The organism is Arsukibacterium sp. MJ3, from assembly GCF_000987765.1.
GTDB lineage: Bacteria > Pseudomonadota > Gammaproteobacteria > Enterobacterales > Alteromonadaceae > Alishewanella.
This window is the reverse complement of record NZ_LAHP01000020.1, coordinates 41,215-62,450: the sequence shown is the minus strand read 5'-3', so window position 1 is coordinate 62,450 and position 21,236 is coordinate 41,215. Positions and strand designations below refer to the sequence as shown.

The 21,236-nt window shown below is 47.4% G+C and carries 15 protein-coding genes; 4 read left to right on the top strand and 11 right to left on the bottom strand.

Going from position 1 to position 21,236, the window contains the following annotated elements; genetic code table 11:
- Positions 1 to 9 precede the first annotated feature (9 nt).
- The 4 genes from VT06_RS13860 to VT06_RS13845 form a co-directional block, all read right to left on the bottom strand.
- Positions 10 to 2,214 carry a YgiQ family radical SAM protein gene (locus VT06_RS13860; protein WP_046554928.1) on the bottom strand — a complete coding sequence of 735 codons (2,205 nt, stop codon included), beginning with the start codon at positions 2,212 to 2,214 and terminating at the stop codon, positions 10 to 12.
- A 181-nt stretch (positions 2,215 to 2,395) separates the two neighbouring features.
- Entirely contained in the window at positions 2,396 to 3,319 is a 924-nt protein-coding gene (locus tag VT06_RS13855; protein ID WP_046554916.1) for a matrixin family metalloprotease, read from the bottom strand.
- A 114-nt stretch (positions 3,320 to 3,433) separates the two neighbouring features.
- Positions 3,434 to 3,652: an RNA polymerase sigma factor gene (locus VT06_RS13850; RefSeq protein ID WP_046554915.1), complete on the bottom strand. Its 219-nt coding sequence runs from the start codon at positions 3,650 to 3,652 to the stop codon at positions 3,434 to 3,436.
- 145 nt (positions 3,653 to 3,797) lie between these two features.
- The gene (locus VT06_RS13845; protein ID WP_052750282.1) at positions 3,798 to 4,727 is read right to left on the bottom strand and encodes an ion transporter; all 930 of its coding nucleotides are present in this window, start codon (positions 4,725 to 4,727) and stop codon (positions 3,798 to 3,800) included.
- 140 nt (positions 4,728 to 4,867) lie between these two features.
- On the opposite strand from VT06_RS13845, the gene VT06_RS13840 reads away from it, so the two are divergent.
- Together VT06_RS13840 and VT06_RS13835 are read left to right on the top strand one after the other, a co-directional pair.
- Positions 4,868 to 5,896 carry an RDD family protein gene (locus tag VT06_RS13840; RefSeq protein WP_046554914.1) on the top strand — a complete coding sequence of 343 codons (1,029 nt, stop codon included), beginning with the start codon at positions 4,868 to 4,870 and terminating at the stop codon, positions 5,894 to 5,896.
- Positions 5,897 to 6,099: 203 nt separating this feature from the next.
- Positions 6,100 to 7,656: a peptide MFS transporter gene (locus tag VT06_RS13835; RefSeq protein ID WP_046554913.1), complete on the top strand. Its 1,557-nt coding sequence runs from the start codon at positions 6,100 to 6,102 to the stop codon at positions 7,654 to 7,656.
- 55 nt (positions 7,657 to 7,711) lie between these two features.
- Here VT06_RS13835 and VT06_RS13830 read toward each other — a convergent pair whose 3' ends face one another.
- The 6 genes from VT06_RS13830 to VT06_RS13805 form a co-directional block, all read right to left on the bottom strand.
- Positions 7,712 to 8,188, bottom strand: a complete 477-nt coding sequence (locus VT06_RS13830; protein ID WP_046554912.1) for an NYN domain-containing protein — start codon at positions 8,186 to 8,188, stop codon at positions 7,712 to 7,714.
- 25 nt (positions 8,189 to 8,213) lie between these two features.
- Positions 8,214 to 8,777, bottom strand: coding sequence for a hypothetical protein (locus tag VT06_RS13825; protein ID WP_046554911.1), 564 nt, complete (start codon positions 8,775 to 8,777; stop codon positions 8,214 to 8,216).
- Positions 8,778 to 8,878: 101 nt separating this feature from the next.
- Positions 8,879 to 9,466 (bottom strand): TMEM165/GDT1 family protein, encoded by a 588-nt coding sequence (locus tag VT06_RS13820; RefSeq protein WP_235357436.1) that lies wholly within the window; start codon positions 9,464 to 9,466, stop codon positions 8,879 to 8,881.
- Positions 9,467 to 9,661: 195 nt separating this feature from the next.
- Positions 9,662 to 12,736 (bottom strand): efflux RND transporter permease subunit, encoded by a 3,075-nt coding sequence (locus VT06_RS13815; RefSeq protein WP_046554910.1) that lies wholly within the window; start codon positions 12,734 to 12,736, stop codon positions 9,662 to 9,664.
- The gene (locus VT06_RS13810; protein ID WP_046554909.1) at positions 12,733 to 15,981 is read right to left on the bottom strand and encodes an efflux RND transporter permease subunit; all 3,249 of its coding nucleotides are present in this window, start codon (positions 15,979 to 15,981) and stop codon (positions 12,733 to 12,735) included. The genes VT06_RS13815 and VT06_RS13810 overlap by 4 nt, the downstream gene beginning before the upstream one ends.
- 51 nt (positions 15,982 to 16,032) lie before the next feature.
- Positions 16,033 to 17,088, bottom strand: a complete 1,056-nt coding sequence (locus VT06_RS13805) for an efflux RND transporter periplasmic adaptor subunit (RefSeq protein WP_046554908.1) — start codon at positions 17,086 to 17,088, stop codon at positions 16,033 to 16,035.
- A 403-nt stretch (positions 17,089 to 17,491) separates the two neighbouring features.
- Between VT06_RS13805 and VT06_RS13800 the strand changes: the two genes are divergently transcribed.
- Positions 17,492 to 18,172, top strand: a complete 681-nt coding sequence (locus VT06_RS13800; RefSeq protein WP_046554907.1) for a DUF4136 domain-containing protein — start codon at positions 17,492 to 17,494, stop codon at positions 18,170 to 18,172.
- 268 nt (positions 18,173 to 18,440) lie between these two features.
- On the opposite strand, the gene VT06_RS13795 is transcribed toward VT06_RS13800, so the two are convergent.
- Positions 18,441 to 19,619, bottom strand: coding sequence for an MFS transporter (locus VT06_RS13795; protein ID WP_046554906.1), 1,179 nt, complete (start codon positions 19,617 to 19,619; stop codon positions 18,441 to 18,443).
- Positions 19,620 to 19,751: 132 nt separating this feature from the next.
- Here VT06_RS13795 and dinF point away from each other — a divergent pair, with 132 nt between their 5' ends.
- Entirely contained in the window at positions 19,752 to 21,149 is a 1,398-nt protein-coding gene (gene dinF / locus VT06_RS13790; protein ID WP_082122539.1) for an MATE family efflux transporter DinF, read from the top strand.
- Positions 21,150 to 21,236 lie beyond the last annotated feature (87 nt).

Below are 21,236 nucleotides of genomic sequence, written 5' to 3'. Positions count from 1 at the left end.
TAGCAGTTTTCAGCTTGAGGATTTACCCGCTTTATTTGCGCCTTTAGCAGCAAACGGTTTGTTAGCCGTTTTTGCTACCGCTTTGGCCGCCGGGTTTAAACCCGTGTGGCGGCTTAAAGCTGGTTTACCGCCTTTAGCCGGTTTTTTAAATTGCTCGTCTTTACTTTCTTCCGGCACTAAACACCCTTTGCTGCGGCCAATTAAATGACTCAGACCCATTTTAAGCAGTGCTTCGCGGATCTGCGACCAGCCTTTCGGATCATGGTAACGCAATATAGCCTTGTGTAAGCGGCGCTGCCGCTCGCCTTTTGGTACCGGCACCACTTCTGCATTCGCTTTATTAATGTTTTTCAGCGAGTTCATTTCAGTGTGATAAATAGTGGTAGCATTGGCCATCGGGCTCGGGTAAAAATTCTGTACCTGGTCTAATTTAAAATCGCGCTCTTTTAACCACAACGCCAGGTTTACCATGTCCATGTCGGTGGTGCCTGGGTGAGCGGCAATAAAATACGGAATTAAAAACTGCTCTTTACCGGCCTCTTTACTAAAGCGGTCAAACATTTCTTTAAATTTATCATAGGCGCCCATACCCGGCTTCATCATTTTCGATAAAGGCCCACTTTCGGTATGCTCCGGTGCTATTTTTAAATAACCACCCACATGGTGCTGCACCAGCTCACGCACATAATTGGGGTCTTCAACCGCCAAATCGTAACGCACGCCAGAGGCAATAAGCACTTTTTTAATACCCGGTATAGCACGTGCTTCACGGTATAACGCTACCGTCGGGCTTTGGTCGGTATCCATATGCTCGCAAATGGTCGGATACACGCAGCTGGGGCGGCGGCAGGTTTGTTCAGCTTTAGGGTTTTTACAATTTAAGCGATACATATTGGCCGTAGGGCCACCTAAATCAGATATTACGCCGGTAAAGCCAGGCACTTTATCGCGTATATCTTTAATTTCTTGCATTATCGACGCTTTCGAGCGGCTTTGAATAATCCGCCCTTCATGTTCGGTAATTGAACAAAATGAACAGCCGCCAAAGCACCCGCGCATAATATTTACCGACGTTTTAATCATCTCGTAGGCCGGAATTTTCGCTTTGCCATAAACCGGATGCGGCACCCGCTGATACGGCAGGCCAAATACTAAGTCCATTTCTTCGGTGCTAAGTGGAAAGGCCGCCGGGTTTACCCAGATATGCCGGTCGCCATGGCGCTGCATAATAGCCCGGGCACAACCTGGATTGGTTTCCTGATGTAAAATACGTGAGGCGTGGGCATACAGTGGCTTATTTACGCTAACCTGCTCAAACGCTGGTAGTTTAACGTAGGTTTTCTCCCACGGTTTTTGCCGTGGTGCTTGCACCAGTATCGGTTTGGCTTTTATCTCAGCCGGTGTAGATAAATCAATACCGGCTTTGGCAAATTCAGAGTAACTACTGCACCCAACATCATCGGCGCCATAAGGGTTACCTATCGGATCAATCTGGCCTATTTTATCAATGGCGGTGGAGTCTACTCCGCGCCAGCCTGGCAAGGGCTCTTTTCGAATAACCGCTGTGCCACGCACATCCTGAATATCCGTCACCGGTATACCAGAAGCCAGCTGGTATGCCACTTCGATTAACGGCCGCTCAGCGTTACCGTAAATAAGAATATCGGCCTTAGCGTCGAAAATAACCGAGCGGCGTACTTTTTCAGACCAATAATCGTAATGGGCAATGCGCCGTAAGCTGGCTTCAATGCCGCCAATAATTACCGGCACATCACTGTAGGCTTCTTTACAGCGCTGGGTGTAGACGATAACCGCACGATCAGGTCTTTTGCCACCAATATCGCCGGCAGTGTACGCATCATCGTGTCGTAGTTTTTTATCGGCAGTATAGCGGTTAATCATCGAGTCCATATTGCCGGCCGACACGCCATAAAACAGGTTTGGCTTGCCCAGCGCCATAAAGTCGCTTTTACTGTGCCAGTCGGGCTGGCAAATAAGCCCTACCCGATAACCTTGTGCTTCTAGCATGCGCCCAACCACCGCCATGCCAAAGCTGGGGTGGTCAACATAGGCATCACCTACTACCAAAATAACATCGCAACTGTCCCAACCAAGCACGTCCATTTCAGCACGCGACATTGGTAAAAACGGCGCCGTGCCATAGCACTCGGCCCAGTATTTTGGGTAGGAGAATAAATCGCGCTCAGGCGCCATCCGCGCAACAGGGGCAGACTTGCGAAGATTAACGGATGAAGCTGTGCTCATATATAAAGCGCCTGAGGGGAGTAAAGCTTAATATTATACAAGGAGTGATTTGGAAAGGCGAATGGTGGCGGTTTGTCACTACAAGCTATATCAGTCTAAATCCTGCCTTACAGTTTCTATCATTCAGACACTAAAACCCGCACTGCTGCTTAAGGGCGGCAATATCGTCTGCTGTCAGGTTTTGCTGCTGTGGGGTTAGAGCATAATGCATTACCGAGGTATGGCTTTCGGTGTGGCCGAGGCCCAGTGCGTGGCCAAATTCGTGCGCTATGGTTAGCTGCAATGCTTCAGTAGTGCTGTAAGCAAAAATAGTCATACTACGCTTACCGTTGTTAATTTCCATTAAACCGACTTCTGCGGCCAGTAGCGGTTGCTGATCTGCCAATAGTGCGTTGCGATCGATGACTGTTTCGTTAAGATATTGGTTTTCACGCAGCAATTGAGCCTGCTGTTCGTTTAACACTTCAGCCTGTTGTTGTAGTTGTTGCTCACGCTGTTGTAACTGCTGTTGTTGTTGTTGTTGTTGTTGCAACGCGGCCACGTTACGCTGGGTGTTGGCAGCCAGCAGCTTAAAGGCGTTAATATCAGCAGCAAACTGCTGGTTTTGCTGCTCAAACTCGCGCTGGCGCTGCTGTAATTGCTCGCTTTGCTGTTGCAATAACGCAGTCCGCTGATCGATGTTACTGTCGTAACGTTGCAAATTGCGCTGCAGTAGTGCTTGCTGCAGCATAGTCTGCTGGCGCTCATCATAGCGAAAATTAATTGGAAAACCATTTACGCTGTCGTAACGAAACAACTCTTGCTCAAATGCGCTGTTCCACTGCGCCGCGGCATTATGGGCGGCCTGTTCGGCTTGCTCTGCACTTAAGGCAAAAGCGGGGTCAAGCTGGCCAATGCGCCACAGTACCGGTATTTGACATAACTGCTGCTGCAGCGTCTGCTCTGCCTGATGCTGCAGTACTTGCGGCAAAGGCCGCTTTACGCCGGCAAATGCCGACAGTAGCAGGTAACTGCCCAATAATAGCAGGCTAAGAAACACCAATCTGGCAAGCATCGTTTATCCTCACGGCAGGCTTAAGCAGCCAATTATTTAAGCAATATACTCTCGGTTATTAGCGGCAGCACAAATGGTAATAACGTGGCTAACCATCAACTAAATTAGTGCAAGTTAATCACTTAGAATAACCACTACGATAACCAATAGCGCGCCGGCATCATATAGGTTTTTTACACTCCCAAGCGGAATGTGTAACTTGTCAGCAATTTCAGTTTGCGAATAACCATAAAATTCAGTATATACAAAAACTTGCTGTTGAATAGTTGTTAACGTCGCAATCAGTTTCTCGGCATCAAGATGCGCCGCAGTATTGTCAGTATGCACCAGCATAGCGAAGTCAGCTGCTGAAAGTGCTGAATATTCAGAAAAGCTTTAACAAACGTTTCTTGCACCAGATCGTCGATGTCGATTTACAAGCGAACAAGGTTATTCATTTACTGACAAAACCTGCGAGCAACGTCACTGTCACTATGCGCTACTTTTTAACATGAAACTGCAACGCCTGATGGCGTTTTTCCATTAGTTCGCGCAATATCGCTGCCTCGGTGTGGCTAACGCCTAGTTCAGCGCGAAGCCGTTGTAGCAACGGTTCGGCTGCAACGTCAAACTTGCCATCTTGAAATGCCTGGTCCAACGCCAGCTGGTAAAACTGACGCCGACGAGACAATTGTTCGGAAAAACCCGAGGCCAGAATACCGGCTGGTAGCGCTACCATGCCAATACCGACAATAGTGATTAACCCGCCAAACAACCGTCCTAAGCCCGTTATCGGCGTAACATCGCCATAGCCTACCGTCGTTAACGTTACCAGCGACCACCACATTGCTTGTGGAATAGAACTGAAGTTTTCCGGTTGAATGTCTTTTTCCAAAGTATACATGGCGCAGGCGGCTACCAGCATAATAATAAACAGCACCGAAAAAGCAGCAAATAACGAGTAACGTTCTTCTTTAAACACATTTAGCAGTAATTGCATGGCACGAGAGTAGCGACTGAGTTTAAATACCCGCAATAAACGGAACACCCGTAAATAACGAAGATCGGTTTGGATAAAAAAGCCAAGGTAAAACGGCAAAATAGCCAGTAAATCAATAACGGCTAATGGCGAGCGGATATAACGTAAGCGCTTTTGCAAGTTGCTGTCGGTTTGCTGTTGGTATGGCAAAGTATCCACGCAGCTCCAAATTCTGGCAATATACTCCACAGTGAAAATAGCAATAGAGAACAATTCAAAATAGAAAAAATGCCAATAGTACAGTTGCTCAATGGGTTCTATTGATTGTAATATCAGCGCAATAATGTTCAGACCAATCAGCACAATTAATAAAATGTCTACCCATAGATAGCGTTTATCGTGCTCTGAGGAGGGTTCAAGCAATTTCGCCATAAGGCTACGTGCTATCATCACTTTTCCTTATTATTTTTAGTAATTCTTGCCAGGCTGGCATTAAAACGCTGCGCCTTAGGCTCTTTTAAGCACAGTGTAGCAATGACTGTTAAGCTTGTTTGCAGTAATTTTAATTTCATTAGTTTGAGTAAACCGGCATGAGCCTGCACCATTTTGACGATAATGTTAGCATTACAGAAGCATCCCCAGGGGTATATATCGACCTTAATGGTAATCAGCTAACTGATAAGCAGGTGCGCCAGGTAGTAACACCGCATGACTTTACCGTCGCTAATGCCTTAATTGGCAGAGATTTAGCACGCCCCTGGCGCCGGGGTTTGGCTATAATTCTTGATGTATTAGTTATTGCCCTGCTTGCCTCTGGCAGCTTTTTATTAGTGTTACCTGTCGCCTGCTATCTTGCATTTCGTTGTCACCTTCAACAACAGCAAAAACGACGAAATACGGTTATCGCTGTGGCAGCGCTGCTGTTAATACTACTGCCGATATTACCTGACAAAGGAGACGACAATAACGAAAACAAAGTTGCCGCCGGTATACTAGTTGCTGCAAGCGCTATCGCCCTTACTAATACTGATTGCAACGCGGTTTGCGCCGATAAGCAACTCGATAATATCATCACACAATTACGTGGCAGCATGTTATCTGATGCTGATGTAGAAGCAATGGTTACAGAATTGCTTAGTGAGTCGATATTAACTGAAGCAGAACAACAAGCGGCGCTGAGTAAAGTGATGCGTGATATTAAACAGCATCGTAAACTCGCGGCAAAGCAAGCAACAGACCAATTGATTCACGTGTCGACGCAAAGTAGTGCACAAGTGTCATGGTGGCAAACATTGCAGCAATCAGATCACAGCGTGCTGAAGTGGCTGCAGGGTATTTTAACCGATCTTGGTATAGGTTATGGGTGGGCAGTGGCTTACTTTACCTTATTTATCAGTTGGAATAATGGTCAAACTATTGGTAAAGCCATGTTGGGTATAAAAGTGGTGCAGCTAAACAACACACCGTTATCACTGTGGCAGTCCTTTGGCAGACAAGGCGGTTACAGCGCCGGTTTTGCTACCGGCTTGCTGGGTTTTATACAAATTTACTGGGATCCAAACCGGCAGGCAATACAAGATAAGGTAGCCGACACCTTAGTGTTGCAAATGAGATTCTAGCGCTAAATTCATAACCTGAGATTAAGGTTAACGTAATTAAAGCAGAGCAAATTGTGGTAACACCGCATAAAAATCGTTTGATATGTTCTTTTTATCTTATCGAGTCAGCCGCGGTGGTGACAACATGGGCGAACAGTTGCATACTCGGCTTAGCTTCTGCCTAAAGAGTGAAGCGAATAATTCTAAAAAAACCTGGGGAATCCATGACTGATTCAAGTATTACTGCGGCGCCACCTGCCAATCAGCCGCAATTTTTCGGCCATCCGGTCGGACTCTATGTGTGCTTTCTTACCGAGATGTGGGAACGTTTTTCGTTTTACGGTATGAAATATCTACTGTTATTATATTTAACAAAGTATCACCTGTTTAGCGATGCTGGCGGCCTGGATGTGCTGGGCAGTTACGCTGGTTTAGTCTACGCCATGCCGGTTATCGGTGGCATGTTAGCCGACCGTTATTTGGGCATGCGAAAAGCCGTTACCTTTGGCGCTATTTTGCTCTGTCTGGGCCATTTAGGGTTAGCCTATGAAGGGTTTCAGGCCTTTGTGCAGGACGGCGTGGTAGTGCAAGATACCGGCGCCATTCAGGTGTTTTATTTCTCACTGGCACTGATCATTGCTGGTGTCGGCTTTTTAAAGCCGAACATCTCTACTATTGTTGGTCAGCTCTATGGCAAAGAAGATGCACGGCGCGACTCTGGCTTTACCATCTTTTACATGGGTATTAACACCGGCTCTTTTATTGCCACCTTATTGGTTACTTTCATCGGTGAACGCTATGGTTGGGGTTACGGCTTTGGTTTAGCCGGTATCGGTATGGTACTGGGTTTAATCGTGTTTTTAACTGGCCAGAAATATCTGTATGGCTTAGCAGAACCTGCTAACCCTGCCAAATTACAACAAAAAATATTTGCTGGTCTAAGCCGGGAATGGATCATTTATCTGGCAACACTACCAGCACTGTTGGTGATATGGCAGCTGGTGCAATACAACCCCATAGTACACAACACGCTACTGGGCATGTCAGTAGTGGTATTAATTGGCATTATCTGGTTTATGGTAACGCAATGTACCAAAGTAGAACGTGACCGGATGATGGTGTTAATCGTACTAACTATCTCTACGGTGGTGTTTTGGGCGTTGTTCGAGCAATCAGCCTCATCGATGACCTTATACGCAGACCGGGTAATGGACCGCAACGTGTTTGGTTTTGAAACCACCGCTGGCCAATACGGCGCCTTAAACCCGTTATTTATTATTACCCTGGCACCGTTTTTTGCTTGGTTATGGGTTTTTCTGGCAAAACGCAACTTAGAACCCAGTACTCCGGTTAAATTTGCTTTGGGTATTATGCAGGCTGGTTTAGGCTTCGGTGCGCTGGTATTAGGTGCACAATTCCCGAACGAAGCTGGATTAGTAGGCGCAGGCTGGATGGTGTTGGCTTATATGCTACACACCATGGGCGAACTGTGTTTGTCACCGGTTGGCTTATCAGCGGTTACCAAGCTGGCCGTGCACAAAGTTGTTGGGGTAATGATGGGGGCATGGTTCCTCGCCACCGCCTACTCTGAGCTGTTAGCAACCCAACTGGCGAAACTGGCCGCTATTGACACGCCACGAGGTGAAGTAGTTGACGTCAGCGCTGCTCTGGCAGGCTACACCGAGCTGTTTAACTTCTTATTGTATGTTGGCATAGGCATTGGGGTATTTATGTTGATTATCAGCCCCTGGCTGAAAAAACGGATGCACGGTGTGCATTAACATTGAGAAGGCCTGCAACTGCAGGCCTTTTTTATGGTAACACCATTAACGGGTATTACTTCAACAGCAACGGTGGGCCTATAGCAACAAACCGACTAGCGGCGTTTACCAGGCCCTGCGCTGTCAGGCTTGGCACACCATATACTTCAACCTCGGTCTGATACTTGTCGATTAGACGCTCAGCCAGTATGGCAAAATCACCATCGCCCGAAGCGAGCACCAACACATCGCTGTGCTGGCCATATTCTATGGCGTCCAAGGTAATACCCACATCCCAATCACCTTTGGCTGAGCCATCGGCACGCTGAATAAAAGGCTTAAGTTTTACCTCAAAGCCAATAGCCCGCAAAATATTCTGAAACTGCCGCTGTTTTTCATCACCACGCTCAATAGCATAAGCAACAGCTTTGGTAACGTTACGATTAGCCGTTACTTCGGCCCAAAACGCATTGTAATCAAAGTTTTGCTGATACGCCTGTCGGGTGGTGTAGTAGATGTTTTGTACATCGACCAGAATGGTAACTGAAGTCATACCGCTCCTAGGGTTTACCTACCGGTTATGGCGTTAAGTTTGCTGCCTGAGCAGGCAATATGCTGCCCGGCAAGCGAGTGGCTAAATTAATTAAACGCTGGCGTTGCTGACCCAATGCCACTTTATCGGCATCGCTTAAGCAAGGCCCAATCACTGTGGTCATATTATCGGTTTGCGCCAGAAACTGTTCGGCCTGCTGGCGCTGTACCTGCGGTAAAAAAGGTAACGTTTGCCGGGTAATACTTAGTACTGGTTGTAGCGATTCCAGTACCGGCCAGCTGCCTTTTGCGCTTAGCTCCATAAACATGGCAGCATTAAGCTGATGCGAGGCTAATATCTTATCTACCTCAACCAGATAATCTTTACCTTGCTGCTGAGCTCTTACTTCACGGGCATGCCTTGGCCAGTCGCAGTGGCGCTGCAATCTGACATGTTGCAGCGAACCAACATCGTCCTGTTGAATTTTAGCCAGCTGAGGTAATGCGCTCTCTAGCCGGCTAAGGTTTTGCTCAGTGAGCACCGTATCGGCCAGCGCCTGCCCGGATAATAACGCCAACATCCCAAAGTTAAACAATAGTGGTTTAAGCATAAAAGTCTCTCCCATTACCCGCTGTCGGTAATATTGGTGTATAGCATAGCAGCCATCAGAACCGATCCTCGCTGAACCCTGGCTGACGGCAAGCCCTAAGCTTAGGCGGTTAAAATAGTAACCGTGCCCAGTATAATAAACACAACACAAGCAACGCGACGAGCCCAATCTAACGATACTTTTTGCAACAGCCAGCTACCGGCATAAATGACCGGTACATTAGCAGCAAGCATCCCCAACGTGGTACCCCAGATCACCAGCCAAACCGCATCATCAAAATTGGCCGCCAAAATAACCGTGGCTATCTGGGTTTTATCGCCAATTTCTGCCAGAAAAAATAAAATACAGCTGGCCGCAAAGGCACCGTATTGCAACACACCGGTTTCGTTACTGTCATCTTTATCAGGAATTAATAACCAGAGCCCAACCACGATAAAAGAGCCACCAAGTAACCAGGGACCTATAGCCGGCGCAATAAACTGGGCCAGCCATACTCCAAGCCAGGCCGACGCAGCATGGTTTAGTAAGGTAGCCAGCAGAATACCAGCGATAATAGCGCCTTTGGCCCGGAACCGTGCCGCCAGAAATAAGGATAATAATTGCGTTTTATCGCCAATCTCGGCGATTGCAACCGCAGTAAATGAAGAAAATAAGGCGTCCATCAATTGCACTCTGGCGGGAAATAACATAAGACACAGAATGGCTCCCGCGGTGGGCCACTATTGTGTCTTAAGTCTCATCAATTCAGCTGGCGCTGAACGCTATGACCATATGCAGGTGGCATAAGTATGTTGACCATAGCGCTACCGTTTAGCACGGTAGCAGATTACTCCCTCAAGAACGGCAGGATGCTATCCCGTTTGCCTGCCAATAACAATATTAATTTATTGTTGCGACGGTTTTGCGGCCAGCAGCACCTTGTCGCTTAACACTTTGCTACGGTTAAATAACCGGCTGGTTGCGCCGCGCAGTTTAAGCAATCCATAATAGGTTAATGGCACCAACAACAGACTGGTGAAGGTAGAAAATAACAAACCACCAATAATGGCAATTGCCATCGGTGCATAACTAGGGCCACCGCCACCTATCTGGGTACCTCCCATCGCTAGTGGCAGTAAGCCCAGCACCGTGGTTGCAACGGTCATTAAAATGGGTTTTAAGCGGGCTTCGCAGGCATCAATAATGGTAGTTTTCAAATCTTGTAATGGCAGTAAAGCCCGGTCTTGATTAATCCGGTCTACCAGCACTATGCCGTTGTTAACTACTATCCCCATTAGTACCAGCATGCCTATCATGCCCATTACCCCCATACCCGTTCCGGTGAGCAAAAAAGTCCAGAACACGCCAACGAGGGAAAACAATAACGAGCCAATAACTGCGGTGGGTAATAACAGCGATTCAAACAACGCTGCCATCACAATATAAATCATCGCTACCGCCAGAAGCATGTTTACCATCATCACCTGTTGCTCTTCATCCTGGCGCTGAAAACTACCACGAAATGACCAACTGTAGCCGTCGGGTAACGCCACGCTTTTCATTAATTTTTCAATATCGGCGCGGGCAATATCAATACTGCTGTCTTTAGCCGGGTTCATCTGAATGGCAATGCCGGTAGCGCGATCAAAACGCCTAATGGTCGATAAGCGTGGCATAATCTGCAGCTTAGCCAATTGTGCCAGTGTAATAGCCACGCCATCAGCACTGGTAACCGGCAGTTGGGCTAACTCAGCTAATGACTGGCTAATTCTCTCATCGTAAATAAGCCGTAGCATTAATTCGCCCTGCTCCGGGCTTCGAAAGGTGCGCAAGTTAACACCGCGCAGCGCCAGAGAGACATTTCTGGCTACTTCATCAGCGCTAACACCGTAACGTTCCAATTGTTGATGATCCAGCATAATTTGCACTTCCTGCTGACCGCGGCTTAAATCAGAAGTAACATCTTCCAGGCTAGGTAAGGCTTTTAATAACGGCTGCACCATTTCAGACAACTCCATTAATACGTCGGTAGAATTACCCAACAAATGCAGCTGCATACCTTCACCACCACCAAAACCAAACACCGGCCGGGCCCGCACTAACGGCGGCCATTGACTGCGAATTTTCTCTTTTAACAGCTCCAGGCTAAGCGGTAGCTGTTCTTTTAGTAAAATAATCGACATGGCATAACCCGCAGTGTAATAACTGTACACCGACTCAATATGCAACTCGTCCTGACGGCTATACAGGTAAGCTTCCATCTGGCTCACTTCAGCACGAACCTCATCCAGGCTGTAATTACCCTGAATATGATAATTTAAAAATAAGCGGCCGTTGTCACCATTATCTTCATTAGCCGATCCCATCGAACCCATCGGAATGGCAATACTCGCCAGCACTAACAAGGCCGCCAGAGTAGCCAGTTTTGGCCAGTTCATTACCGCTTGTAAACTGCGTTTATAGCGCCGATCGAGCCAACTACCCTGACTATTTTCAGCCGGTAACACCTTTAATTTAGTGGTTAATAGCGGAATTAACGTCAGGGCCATAATCAGCGAAATAGCTAAGCATAAGCAAATAGCAATGGCTACATGCTCTAAAAAGATCGTAAGCTGCATTTTCTGGCCAATAATATTAGGTAAAAATACAATTGCCGTGGTCGCCGTACCGGCCAATACTGCCAAACTTACACGGCGCACACCACGCTCGGTGGCCGCGCGCACATCACCACCCGCGGCCCGCTCCCTAAAAATACTTTCGGTAACTACCACCGCGTTATCAACCAGCATACCAATAGCCAGCATTAGCCCCATCATGCTTAAAATATTCAGGCTGTAACCCATAAAGTACATGGCGCCGAGTGCAATAATAATGGCACTGGGAACAGATAACACCACGACTAAGGTGGTAGTTAAATGGCGCAAGAATAAGTACAGCACCACAAAAGACAACAATGCGCCTATAGCACCGGCCTGCAGTAAGTCTTTTAATGAAGTGGTCACGCCGTCCGCGACATCGTCCATTATATAGAGGTTAATGCCATTAAAGGCCGGGTTACTGTCGGCCGCTTTTACAACGGCCATGGTGGCTTTAGCAACTTCAACCAGGTTAGCTCCTGACTCTTTAAACACATTCATACCAACAGCATAGGTTTGATTTAAATGCCGGCCATCTTCGCGCTTAGGGAGTTCCAGCGCGATGCTGGCGACATCACGCAGCATTAAACCGGGTCGCACCGGGAGTTGTTCAATTTCTGCCAATTGCCGATATTCACCCAGCGGTTTAACTAAGATACTTTGCTCAGCGTTACGCAACTCACCAGCAGTAATCGCAAAGTTACTGCCTCTAAGCTGGGCCAGTAAGGCGTTGGCATCAACATTAAGTGCTTTTAGTTTGTCAGGATCCAGCCGAATGATTACCTGGCGCTTTTCTACGCCATATAGCTCAACCTTTGATACACCCTGCACCCGCTCTAACGGCCGCTTTATTTGTTGTTCCAGCAAATCGTAGGCCATTGCCAGATCACGCTCGGAGGAAATGCGTAGCTGAAATATTGGCATATCGTCAGTATTAAACTGAAATACCAGCACCCGCTCAACATCGGCTGGCAGCAAATGACGCACCGTGTCTATGCGCTCCCGCACTTCGAGGCTTTTACTGCTGATATTTTCGCTCCAATTAAATTCCAGCGAGACTTCACCACTGTTTTCATTAGAAAAACTGCGCATTTGTTTAATGCCGCTAACCGTCGCTAACGCTTCTTCTAATGGTCGGGTAATTAAGCGCTCTACCTCGGCCGGGCTGGCGTTATTGTAAGGCACGTTGACATAAAGCTGTGGAATATCAATGCCGGGAAACATTTCCAATGGCAGCATCCTGCTGGCTAAACCACCAAACAATAGTAGTGTAATAAACAACATGGTCACCGTTACCGGCCGGCTTAATGCCAGGCGGGTAATCGCCAGTGGTTTTTCAGTCATAATGCCTCCTGCGTATTAGCGGTTACTGGCTGGCGGCTAACCACACCATACAATACCGGAATAAATACCAGCGTTAACATGGTAGATAGCATTAAACCAAAAATTACCGTTATAGCCATAGGAGCCCTTATTTCGCTGCCATCGCCACCGCCCAGCGCCATTGGCAGTAAACCAAGCACGGTGGTTAAGGTGGTCATTAGTACCGGTCGCAACCGGCTAGTACCACCTTCAATAATGGCCTCGGCCAGCAACACCCCGCTCTGACGCAATTGGTTAATGCGGTCTATCAACACAATGGCGTTATTAACCACAATACCGGCCAGCATAATTAAGCCAATAAATACAATAACGGATAAACGGGTGTCGGTTAGCCACAAGCCTACTATTGCCCCGGCGCCTGCTAAGGGTACCGTAAATAGAATTAACAAAGGCTGCAGTAGGTTTTCAAACTGCGATGCCATTACCAGATACACTAAAAACACCGCCAGTAATAATGCCATGGTCAGTGAACTGTATGCCCGCTGCATTTCTTCGCTTTGCCCTGCTACCACAGCCGTTATGCCAAATGGCAAGGCTTGTGCTGCCACTATTGCCTTAGCGCTAGCGGTAGCTTGTTCTAAATCGCCAAAACTTAAGTTAGCACTAACAATAGCTACCCGCTGCTGCGCTACCCGGGTAATTTCACTGGGGCCGAGCTCGCGGCGAATTTCGGCAACGGCAGATAAAGGTAAAGGCTGCGCACTGTCCGGGTTAATAATAAGCGCCGCTAATTGTTGCTCGCTTTGCCGGAACTGCTCGGCTAAACGCACCCGGATATCAATTTTTCGATCATTTACCGAGTATTGCCCTGCGACCTCGCCCCCCACATAAACCGCCACTCGTTTGGCCACTTGTTGCGCCGTCATGCCCAGCTGAGCCAGTCTGGCATGATCAAAATGCAATGTCAGCTCTGGCTGACCTGGCCGTAAACTGGTTTTAACGTCGGTAAAACGTGGCTCTGCTATCAGGCTAGCCAGTAATTGATCGGCAGCTTGCTTTAGCTCAGGTAGCTCATAGCCGGTTAACTCAATTTCCAGCGGTGTGGCAAAACTAAATAACTCAGGCCGGTCAAACCGGGCTTTTACCCCAGCCATAGTGTCAATATGCTGGCGCAACAACATTATTGTTTGCTGCTCGGCTTGCTCATCGCTACCAGGCTGCATCACAATATTTAAGCGGCCCCAGTGGCTACCACCAATGGCCGGGTCAACGGTCATTTGTGCCCCGGTGCCCACCTGACCATAACTGCGTGCTACGCCAGCCAGAGGCGAGGCCACGGCTGCCAGCTCTTTTAATACGGCATCTGTTTGCTCAATGGCGCTGCCAATAGGCAACTGAATTTCAACGTAAAACTCGCCCTGACTTAACTCCGGAATAACATCAGCACCTAATTGAGGTAATAAGCTGTAGCACAAACCTGCCAGCAGCAAGGTACAGCCAATAGTCAGCGCCTTAGCCTGTAGCGCGCGGGTTAGTAAGCGTCGATAACCCTGGGTAAGCCAATCAAGACCGACTTTGACAACATACAATAACGGCGTAAACAGCAGGCCTAATACACGACTCACTAACCGCCAAAGCAAAGTGAACAAGCTTAATAGTCCTAATAACAGAAAATACAACCCTTTAAACATCAAGCTAAATGGCCATAGAATGCCGCGGCCAAGCTTATGATACCAGCGGTTGCCTTTAACTCTGGTTGCAGCAGGTTCAGCGTCAGCAACGCTCACTCTCCGCTGACGGGCCGCCATAGTGGGAATTAGGGTAAGCGCCACTACCAGTGACACCAGTAAGGCAAAGGTTACCGTAAGAGCTTGATCTTTAAACAGCTGACCGGCAATACCTTCTACAAACACCAGCGGGAAAAATACCGCTACCGTAGTCAGGGTAGACGCGGTAATCGCCATCGCGACTTCGCCGGTGCCAATTCTGGCCGCCTCTGGCGCCGATTTTCCCTGCTCTTTATGCCGGGCAATATTTTCCAGCACTACAATAGCATTATCAACCAGTAAGCCCACTGCCAGGGCAATACCGCCTAAGCTCATCATATTTAAGGTAATACCCTGGCCGTACATCAGATTAAAAGTAGCAATAATAGAGACCGGAATAGACACTGAAATAATCACCGTGGCCCAGACATTGCGTAAAAACAAATACAACACCAGCATTGCCAACAAGCCGCCCACAATACCCGCAGATTTTACTTCGCTAATCGCCTGTTTTATAAAAGCAGATTGATCATAAACCAAAGTCAGGCTATAGCCTTGCGGCAGCCCTTTTTGTAAAGCTGGCAATTGTGCAAGCAACGATTCAGCCACATTAACGGTATTAGCATCACCTTCTTTGTAAATAGCCACTTCAATGGCTTCGGCGCCATTGATATAAGTAACACTTTTTCTATCGGCAAAGGCATCTACCACGGTGGCGACATCCTTTAAACGAATTTGCGAGTCTGCCACGGTAGCAAGGTATAAGTTTTCAATCGCGCTTAAATCGGCAAACTGATTAATAGTACGTACCAGGTAATCATAACCCGGTGTTTCGAGCCGGCCGCCGGCTAAGTTAATATTTTCCTGGGCTAACCGGCTGCTGATTAAGCCAATATCAAGTTGCAACTGGCTCAGTTTATTTGGGTCAATCAGCACCTGAATTTCCTGGCTTAAGCCGCCATCAGGGCGCACCGCTGCAATACCCGGCATGGCTTCCAGTTTGCGGCGTAAATCTTCTTCAGCGTAGGTGCGTAACCTGACTAAATCTTGCTCGCCTTTAATACCGTCCTCACGGCTTAAGGCTAAGCGCACCACCGGATCTAAATTAGGGTTAAACCTTAGCAATAATGGCTTTTCGATATCCAGCGGCAGCATTAATACATCGAGTTTTTCCCGTACTTCTAACATGGCTAAATCCATGTCGGTGCCCCAGTCAAACTCCAATACCACATCTGAGCGGCCAGAGCGCGAAACCGACTGCACCCGATGCACACCTTTGACAATGCCAAGCGCTTCTTCAATCGGTTTACTGACCAGTTGCTCAACCTCTACCGGCGCAGCACCGAGGTATTCGGTACGGATGGTTAAGCTGGGGTAGGATAAATCGGGCAGTAAATTAACAGCTAAGCGGCCGACAGACACCATGCCGAAGAGTAAGATCCCTAAGGTGAACATCCATATTGTGACCGGACGAGCCACAGCTACATCAACCAGTTTCATAATCCATTCCTTTTTAGCATTTTATTATTATTTTATGTTGATGCAGACGCCTTAAAACTGGCGGGTAGTTACAATAGTGACTAGACTTTGCTCTTTTAACGCCCCCTGCCCGGCAATAACCACTTGCTCACCCTCGGTTATACCGGCTAAAATTTCGACAGCAGTATCCGAGCTATAACCCAAATTTACTGACTTGCGGCTTACTTTACTTTCAGTATCGACCACGAAAACACTATGCTGGTTGTCAGTAGTAATAACGGCACGCTTGGGCACCAATAGCGCTGCTGATTTAACATCAAACTTCAGCTCTACCTGGGCAAACATTCCTGGCCGTAATTCGCCGGTGCTGTTATCAATAATTAAGGTGGTACGAACAGTACCAGACTGGGCATCAACCACCGGTGAAATACGGCTAACATTAGCATTTACCGGTAACATGCCGGCGAAATTTAGGATAGCGGCCTGCCCCGCTTTAGCCTGAGCCAGTTGCTGCTCTGGGATATGCACCACCGCTTCCAACTCAGCATTCGCTACTAAATGATATAACGACTGTGGCGCCATCTGGCTAATGAGTTGACCTGTTTTGACATAGCGGCGCGATACCACGCCGGCAATCGGCGCGCGAATTTCAGTTTCTCTGACATTTAACTCAGCTAAAGCAACCGAAGCGCTGGTGGCATCATATTGCCAGCGTAATTTTTCATAAACATCAGTACTTATCAGCTTGCGTTGGTACATTTCAGCCATTCGTTTTAGCTCACTGTCTAACCGGCTCAGCTCGGCTTGCTCTTTAGCCAGCATGTAGCGCTGCCGCTCATTGTCTAGTTGAGCCAATAACTGACCCGCAACAACGTAATCACCCTCCTCCACCAGCACTTGCTGCACTATGCCACTGGTTTTGCTGATAACGTCGGTTTCAGCTCTGGCCGCCAACGTAGCATTAGTATGATAACTGCTACTAATTTCACCGCGACGGGCCAGGGCGGCTTCCACCGGAATAGCGACTATTTCAGCGGTGTCACTATTATTGCTGCTATTAGCCTTATTACAGCCGCTTAGCAACGCTGCAGAGCATAATAACATCGCCACCAGAGATAATTTTTTCATTGTGTAAGTTCCTTGTTATGCCTTGCCGCTTTAGTAAAATGTGAGCGACAGGCTCGAATTTGCAATCACCAGTGCTATCAACTAATGCAGACGGTATGCCAGTATGGATTTTATATTTTTATTATTAATTTTCAATCGGTTAAGTAGCTTTAATGTGTAATGAAATATTTTAGACGAGCTGCTGTTAGCGAATTACGCTAATATTTAGTGAAAAGCAGCGAATTGAAATGTCAGGTGAGCCAAATACCAAAAAACCCTCAGCCGCCATTCAGGCAAACTGAACTACTGTAGCTGTTTGCTCGTTATTACACTATCACACTCTAATTTAACCAAACTTATTGGTTAGCCTTGGGTCTTAGCTACTATACACTTAAGCTACCGGCTTACTCTTAATGAGGCAATTATGGCTATTATTAACAACATTTTAGTTCGCCAATGCAGTCTTGCTGGCGCGCTGATACTGGGGCTTACCGCCTGTTCCAGCCCTCGTCAGGCTACAGTAGACTTTGACCATAATGTTAATTTCCAGCAGTACCAGACCTATGGTTTTTATCAAGCTGAGCCTGTCGAGCAAACAAAAGATCAGCAAACCGCGGCAGCAGCAGCGCCTTTGACCGAGGCAACAAAAGCAGACACCATTAATAACGCCGAAGCCGAAGCCTATACCAGCTTATTGGATCAGCATTTTAAAACCGCTATTAATGCCGAAATGGCCGCGCTGGGGTATCAGTACAGCGAACAAAATCCGCAGTTATTGGTCAACTATATGAGCAATGTTGAAACCCGCAGCGATGTGCGTAGTTCACCGTTTTCGATCAACGCCGGCTATGGTTATTACAACAGAAGCAGTAGCGTTATGTTTGGCATACCGCTATTTGGTAACCAACTGGAAAAAACCAACTATAAAGTGGGCACCGTTACCATTGATGTCATCGATGCCCGCGAGCAACGCTTGGTGTGGCAAGGGCTGGTTGATGGCCGCCTAACCAAAAAAGCCATGGCTAACCCGCAACAGGCAATTAGCGACACGGTGCAGCTTATTTATCAACATTACCCTACCCGGCTAGCAACAGAGAATAAATAACAACAAAAATTAAAAAATTGGGAGCCGAAGCTCCCATCACTATCCAGCGTGAAAATCCAGGAAGGAGGGTGTAACGAGACTTAGTATTACAGCTATTAATGGCAGTAATATGACAAGCCAATATTTTTTGATAATGATTAAAGGCAAAGTGGATTGCCCAAAGTGGTCATTGCTCTCGCCGCTCTGCCGAGCGATTAATTATCGAAAGCCGATTCGATAAAGTCTCTAGTGATTTATTACTGGCTTACCTCGATAAATCAATGTCTATCTATTTTTTGCTACGCCGCCATAGCAATAATGCCAGCACCAAGGTTAGACTGTACATAGCAAGCGATGCTAACACTACCCCCGTCCAGCCAAGCCATTGCCAGAAAGGTTGAAAATAAAAACTACCGATACTGGCGCCAACATAATAAAACACCAGATACAATGCACTGGCACTGGCTTTAGCACGCTGGGCGTGCTGATTAACCCAGCTGCTAGCAAGTGAATGACACAGGAAAAAGCCAAAAGCACTGATAAAAAAACCACAGACAATAATTATTAGCTGACTGTGCAAGGTAACCAGAGTACCGAGCATCATTATGATAATACCCAGCACCATGGCCAGTGGCGAGGACATTTTAGCGCCAATTTTAGCCGACAACGCTGAGCCAACCGTACCGGTAAAGTAGGTAATAAACAGTAGCCCTAATACCCCACTGCTTAACAAATAAGGGGGTGCTGCCAGCACAAAACTGATAAACGTATACTGATTTAAAAAGACTAAAAAATTAAGGCCGCCTATTAAATAGGTTAATAACAGCAACGGCTGGCGCAAGTGAAAGCCCTGATTTTGCAAGGCATGCCACAGCCGGAACCGCTGCGGGATAAATTGGGCTGAGTCTGGCAGATAACGCCAGATAAGATAACAGCTTAGTGCACTTAACCCGGCCATTGGCCAAAATACCCATTGCCAGTGTCCCATATCAGCCAGGGTGCCTGCCAGCAAGCGACCACCAATGCCACCCAAAGAGTTAGCACTAATGTAATACCCCACCGCCGTAACAAGCGCAGCGGGCGAGTATTCTTCACCCATCCAGGCAATCGCCATGGCCGGCAGACCGCCCAAGCAAACCCCTTGAATTGCCCGCCAACACAGCAACGCCGTAAAGCTTTCAACCTGAGTTAGCGCCAACGTGCTAACGGTCATGCCCAATAAGGTTATCAGCAACAGTGTTTTACGACCCCAGGCGTCAGATAACGACGCATACACCAATAAAGACAAACCCAGACCAAAGGTAGCAATGGTATAACTTAAACTGGCCTGCAATGGGCTAAGTTGAAATTCGCGACTTAGCTGCGGCAATAGTGGCTGTAACAAATGCAAATTAGCAAATACCACCATCGCCGCCAAACATAAGGCGAAACAACTGCGATAAAATGCGGCTGACTTATATTCAATCACCTCTTGCTACTCACAACATTGTTATCCATTAGCTAAAAGCAACAGTATACTGGCTTTAGCCATGGCTTTCGAGCAGGTTGCATCAGGCAAAGCCGCTGGCAACAACAGACAGGCCGTGTATGATAACGCCAGATGTTATCAGAACAGGTGACCAGGTTGCTGTCTGTATTGTTAAATGCGCCGCTACATAAAAAAGTGGCTGCTATTGCTCTGCCAATGGTATTTTCTAATTTATCAGTGCCGTTACTGGCATTGGTAGATACTGCGGTTAGCGGCCATTTAGAACATGCCTGGTACCTGGGTGGTGTGGCGTTAGGCTCGAGTTTAATCAGCTTGTTGTTTTTTTTATTGGGCTTTTTACGCATGAGCACCACCGGCCTTACTGCCCAGGCTTATGGCGCCAATGATCAGGCTGGTCAGCTACGCTTTCTAAGCCAGAGCCTGCTACTGGCGTTGCTATTGGCTGCACTACTTTTAATACTGCAATTTCCACTGGCACAACTGGCATTTAGCCTCAGTAAGGCCAGCGCAGAAGTAAACCAACAAGCCCAGCTGTATTTTAGTATCCGAATTTGGAGTGCCCCGGCTACCTTAATCAATTTAGTGCTAATGGGTTGGTTTTTAGGTCGGCAGAATGCCCGCTATCCGATGTGGATGTTAATTTTCACCAATCTGGTGAACATCGTGCTGAATATAGTGTTTGTATTAGGCTTTGGCTGGCAGGTTGCTGGCATTGCCGCCGCCTCGGTCGTGGCGGATTACAGTGGATTATTACTGGGTGGCTATTTATTACTGCGTTTATTGGCTAAAACAACTCAGCACTGCGCCAGCCACACCCAGCTGACAAAAGAGTTATTGGCCGCCATGGGTAGCCATTTGCAGCAACTCGCCGGACTACGCCGTTTATTTACGCTTAATTGTGATATTTTTCTGCGCAGTTTGTGTTTACAAAGTGTTTTTGTATTTATCGCCTTTCAGGGGGCGGCGTATGGCGACAACACGGTAGCCGCTAATGCCGTGCTATTAAGCTTTTTAATGCTGGTATCTTATGCTATGGATGGCCTGGCTTACGCCGCTGAAAGTTTGGTGGGTAAGGCTATTGGTGCGCGCAATAGCCTTTTACTGGGCAACACCTTGGGCTTACTGGCACTCTGGTGTTTGATACTGGCGTTGTTATTTAGTGTCGGTTATGGCCTGTTTGGTAATGGCTTTGTTGCCTTGCTAACGTCTTTACCCGAGGTACAGCAGCATGCCCGGCTGTATCTGGGCTGGATGATACTACTGCCGTTACTGGCCTGCTGGGCCTATTTTCTCGATGGCGTATTTATTGGTGCCACTCAGGGAAAAACGTTGCGCAACAGTATGGTTATTGCGCTACTGGGCTTTACTATCAGTTTTTACTTACTGCAAAGTTGGCAAAACCACGCACTGTGGGCAGCATTAGCGGTATTTATGGCCCTGCGTAGCATAAGTTTGGCCATAGTACTGCGCTACCAGTGGCGTACAGGTAAATTTTTACAAACATCCTGAAACCAGAACACCTGCGCCGATTTTTAAGGTAAAAAAAGCCTAAAGTTTACACAAGCACGGCCGTTAACCTCGTTACGCTATACCTTA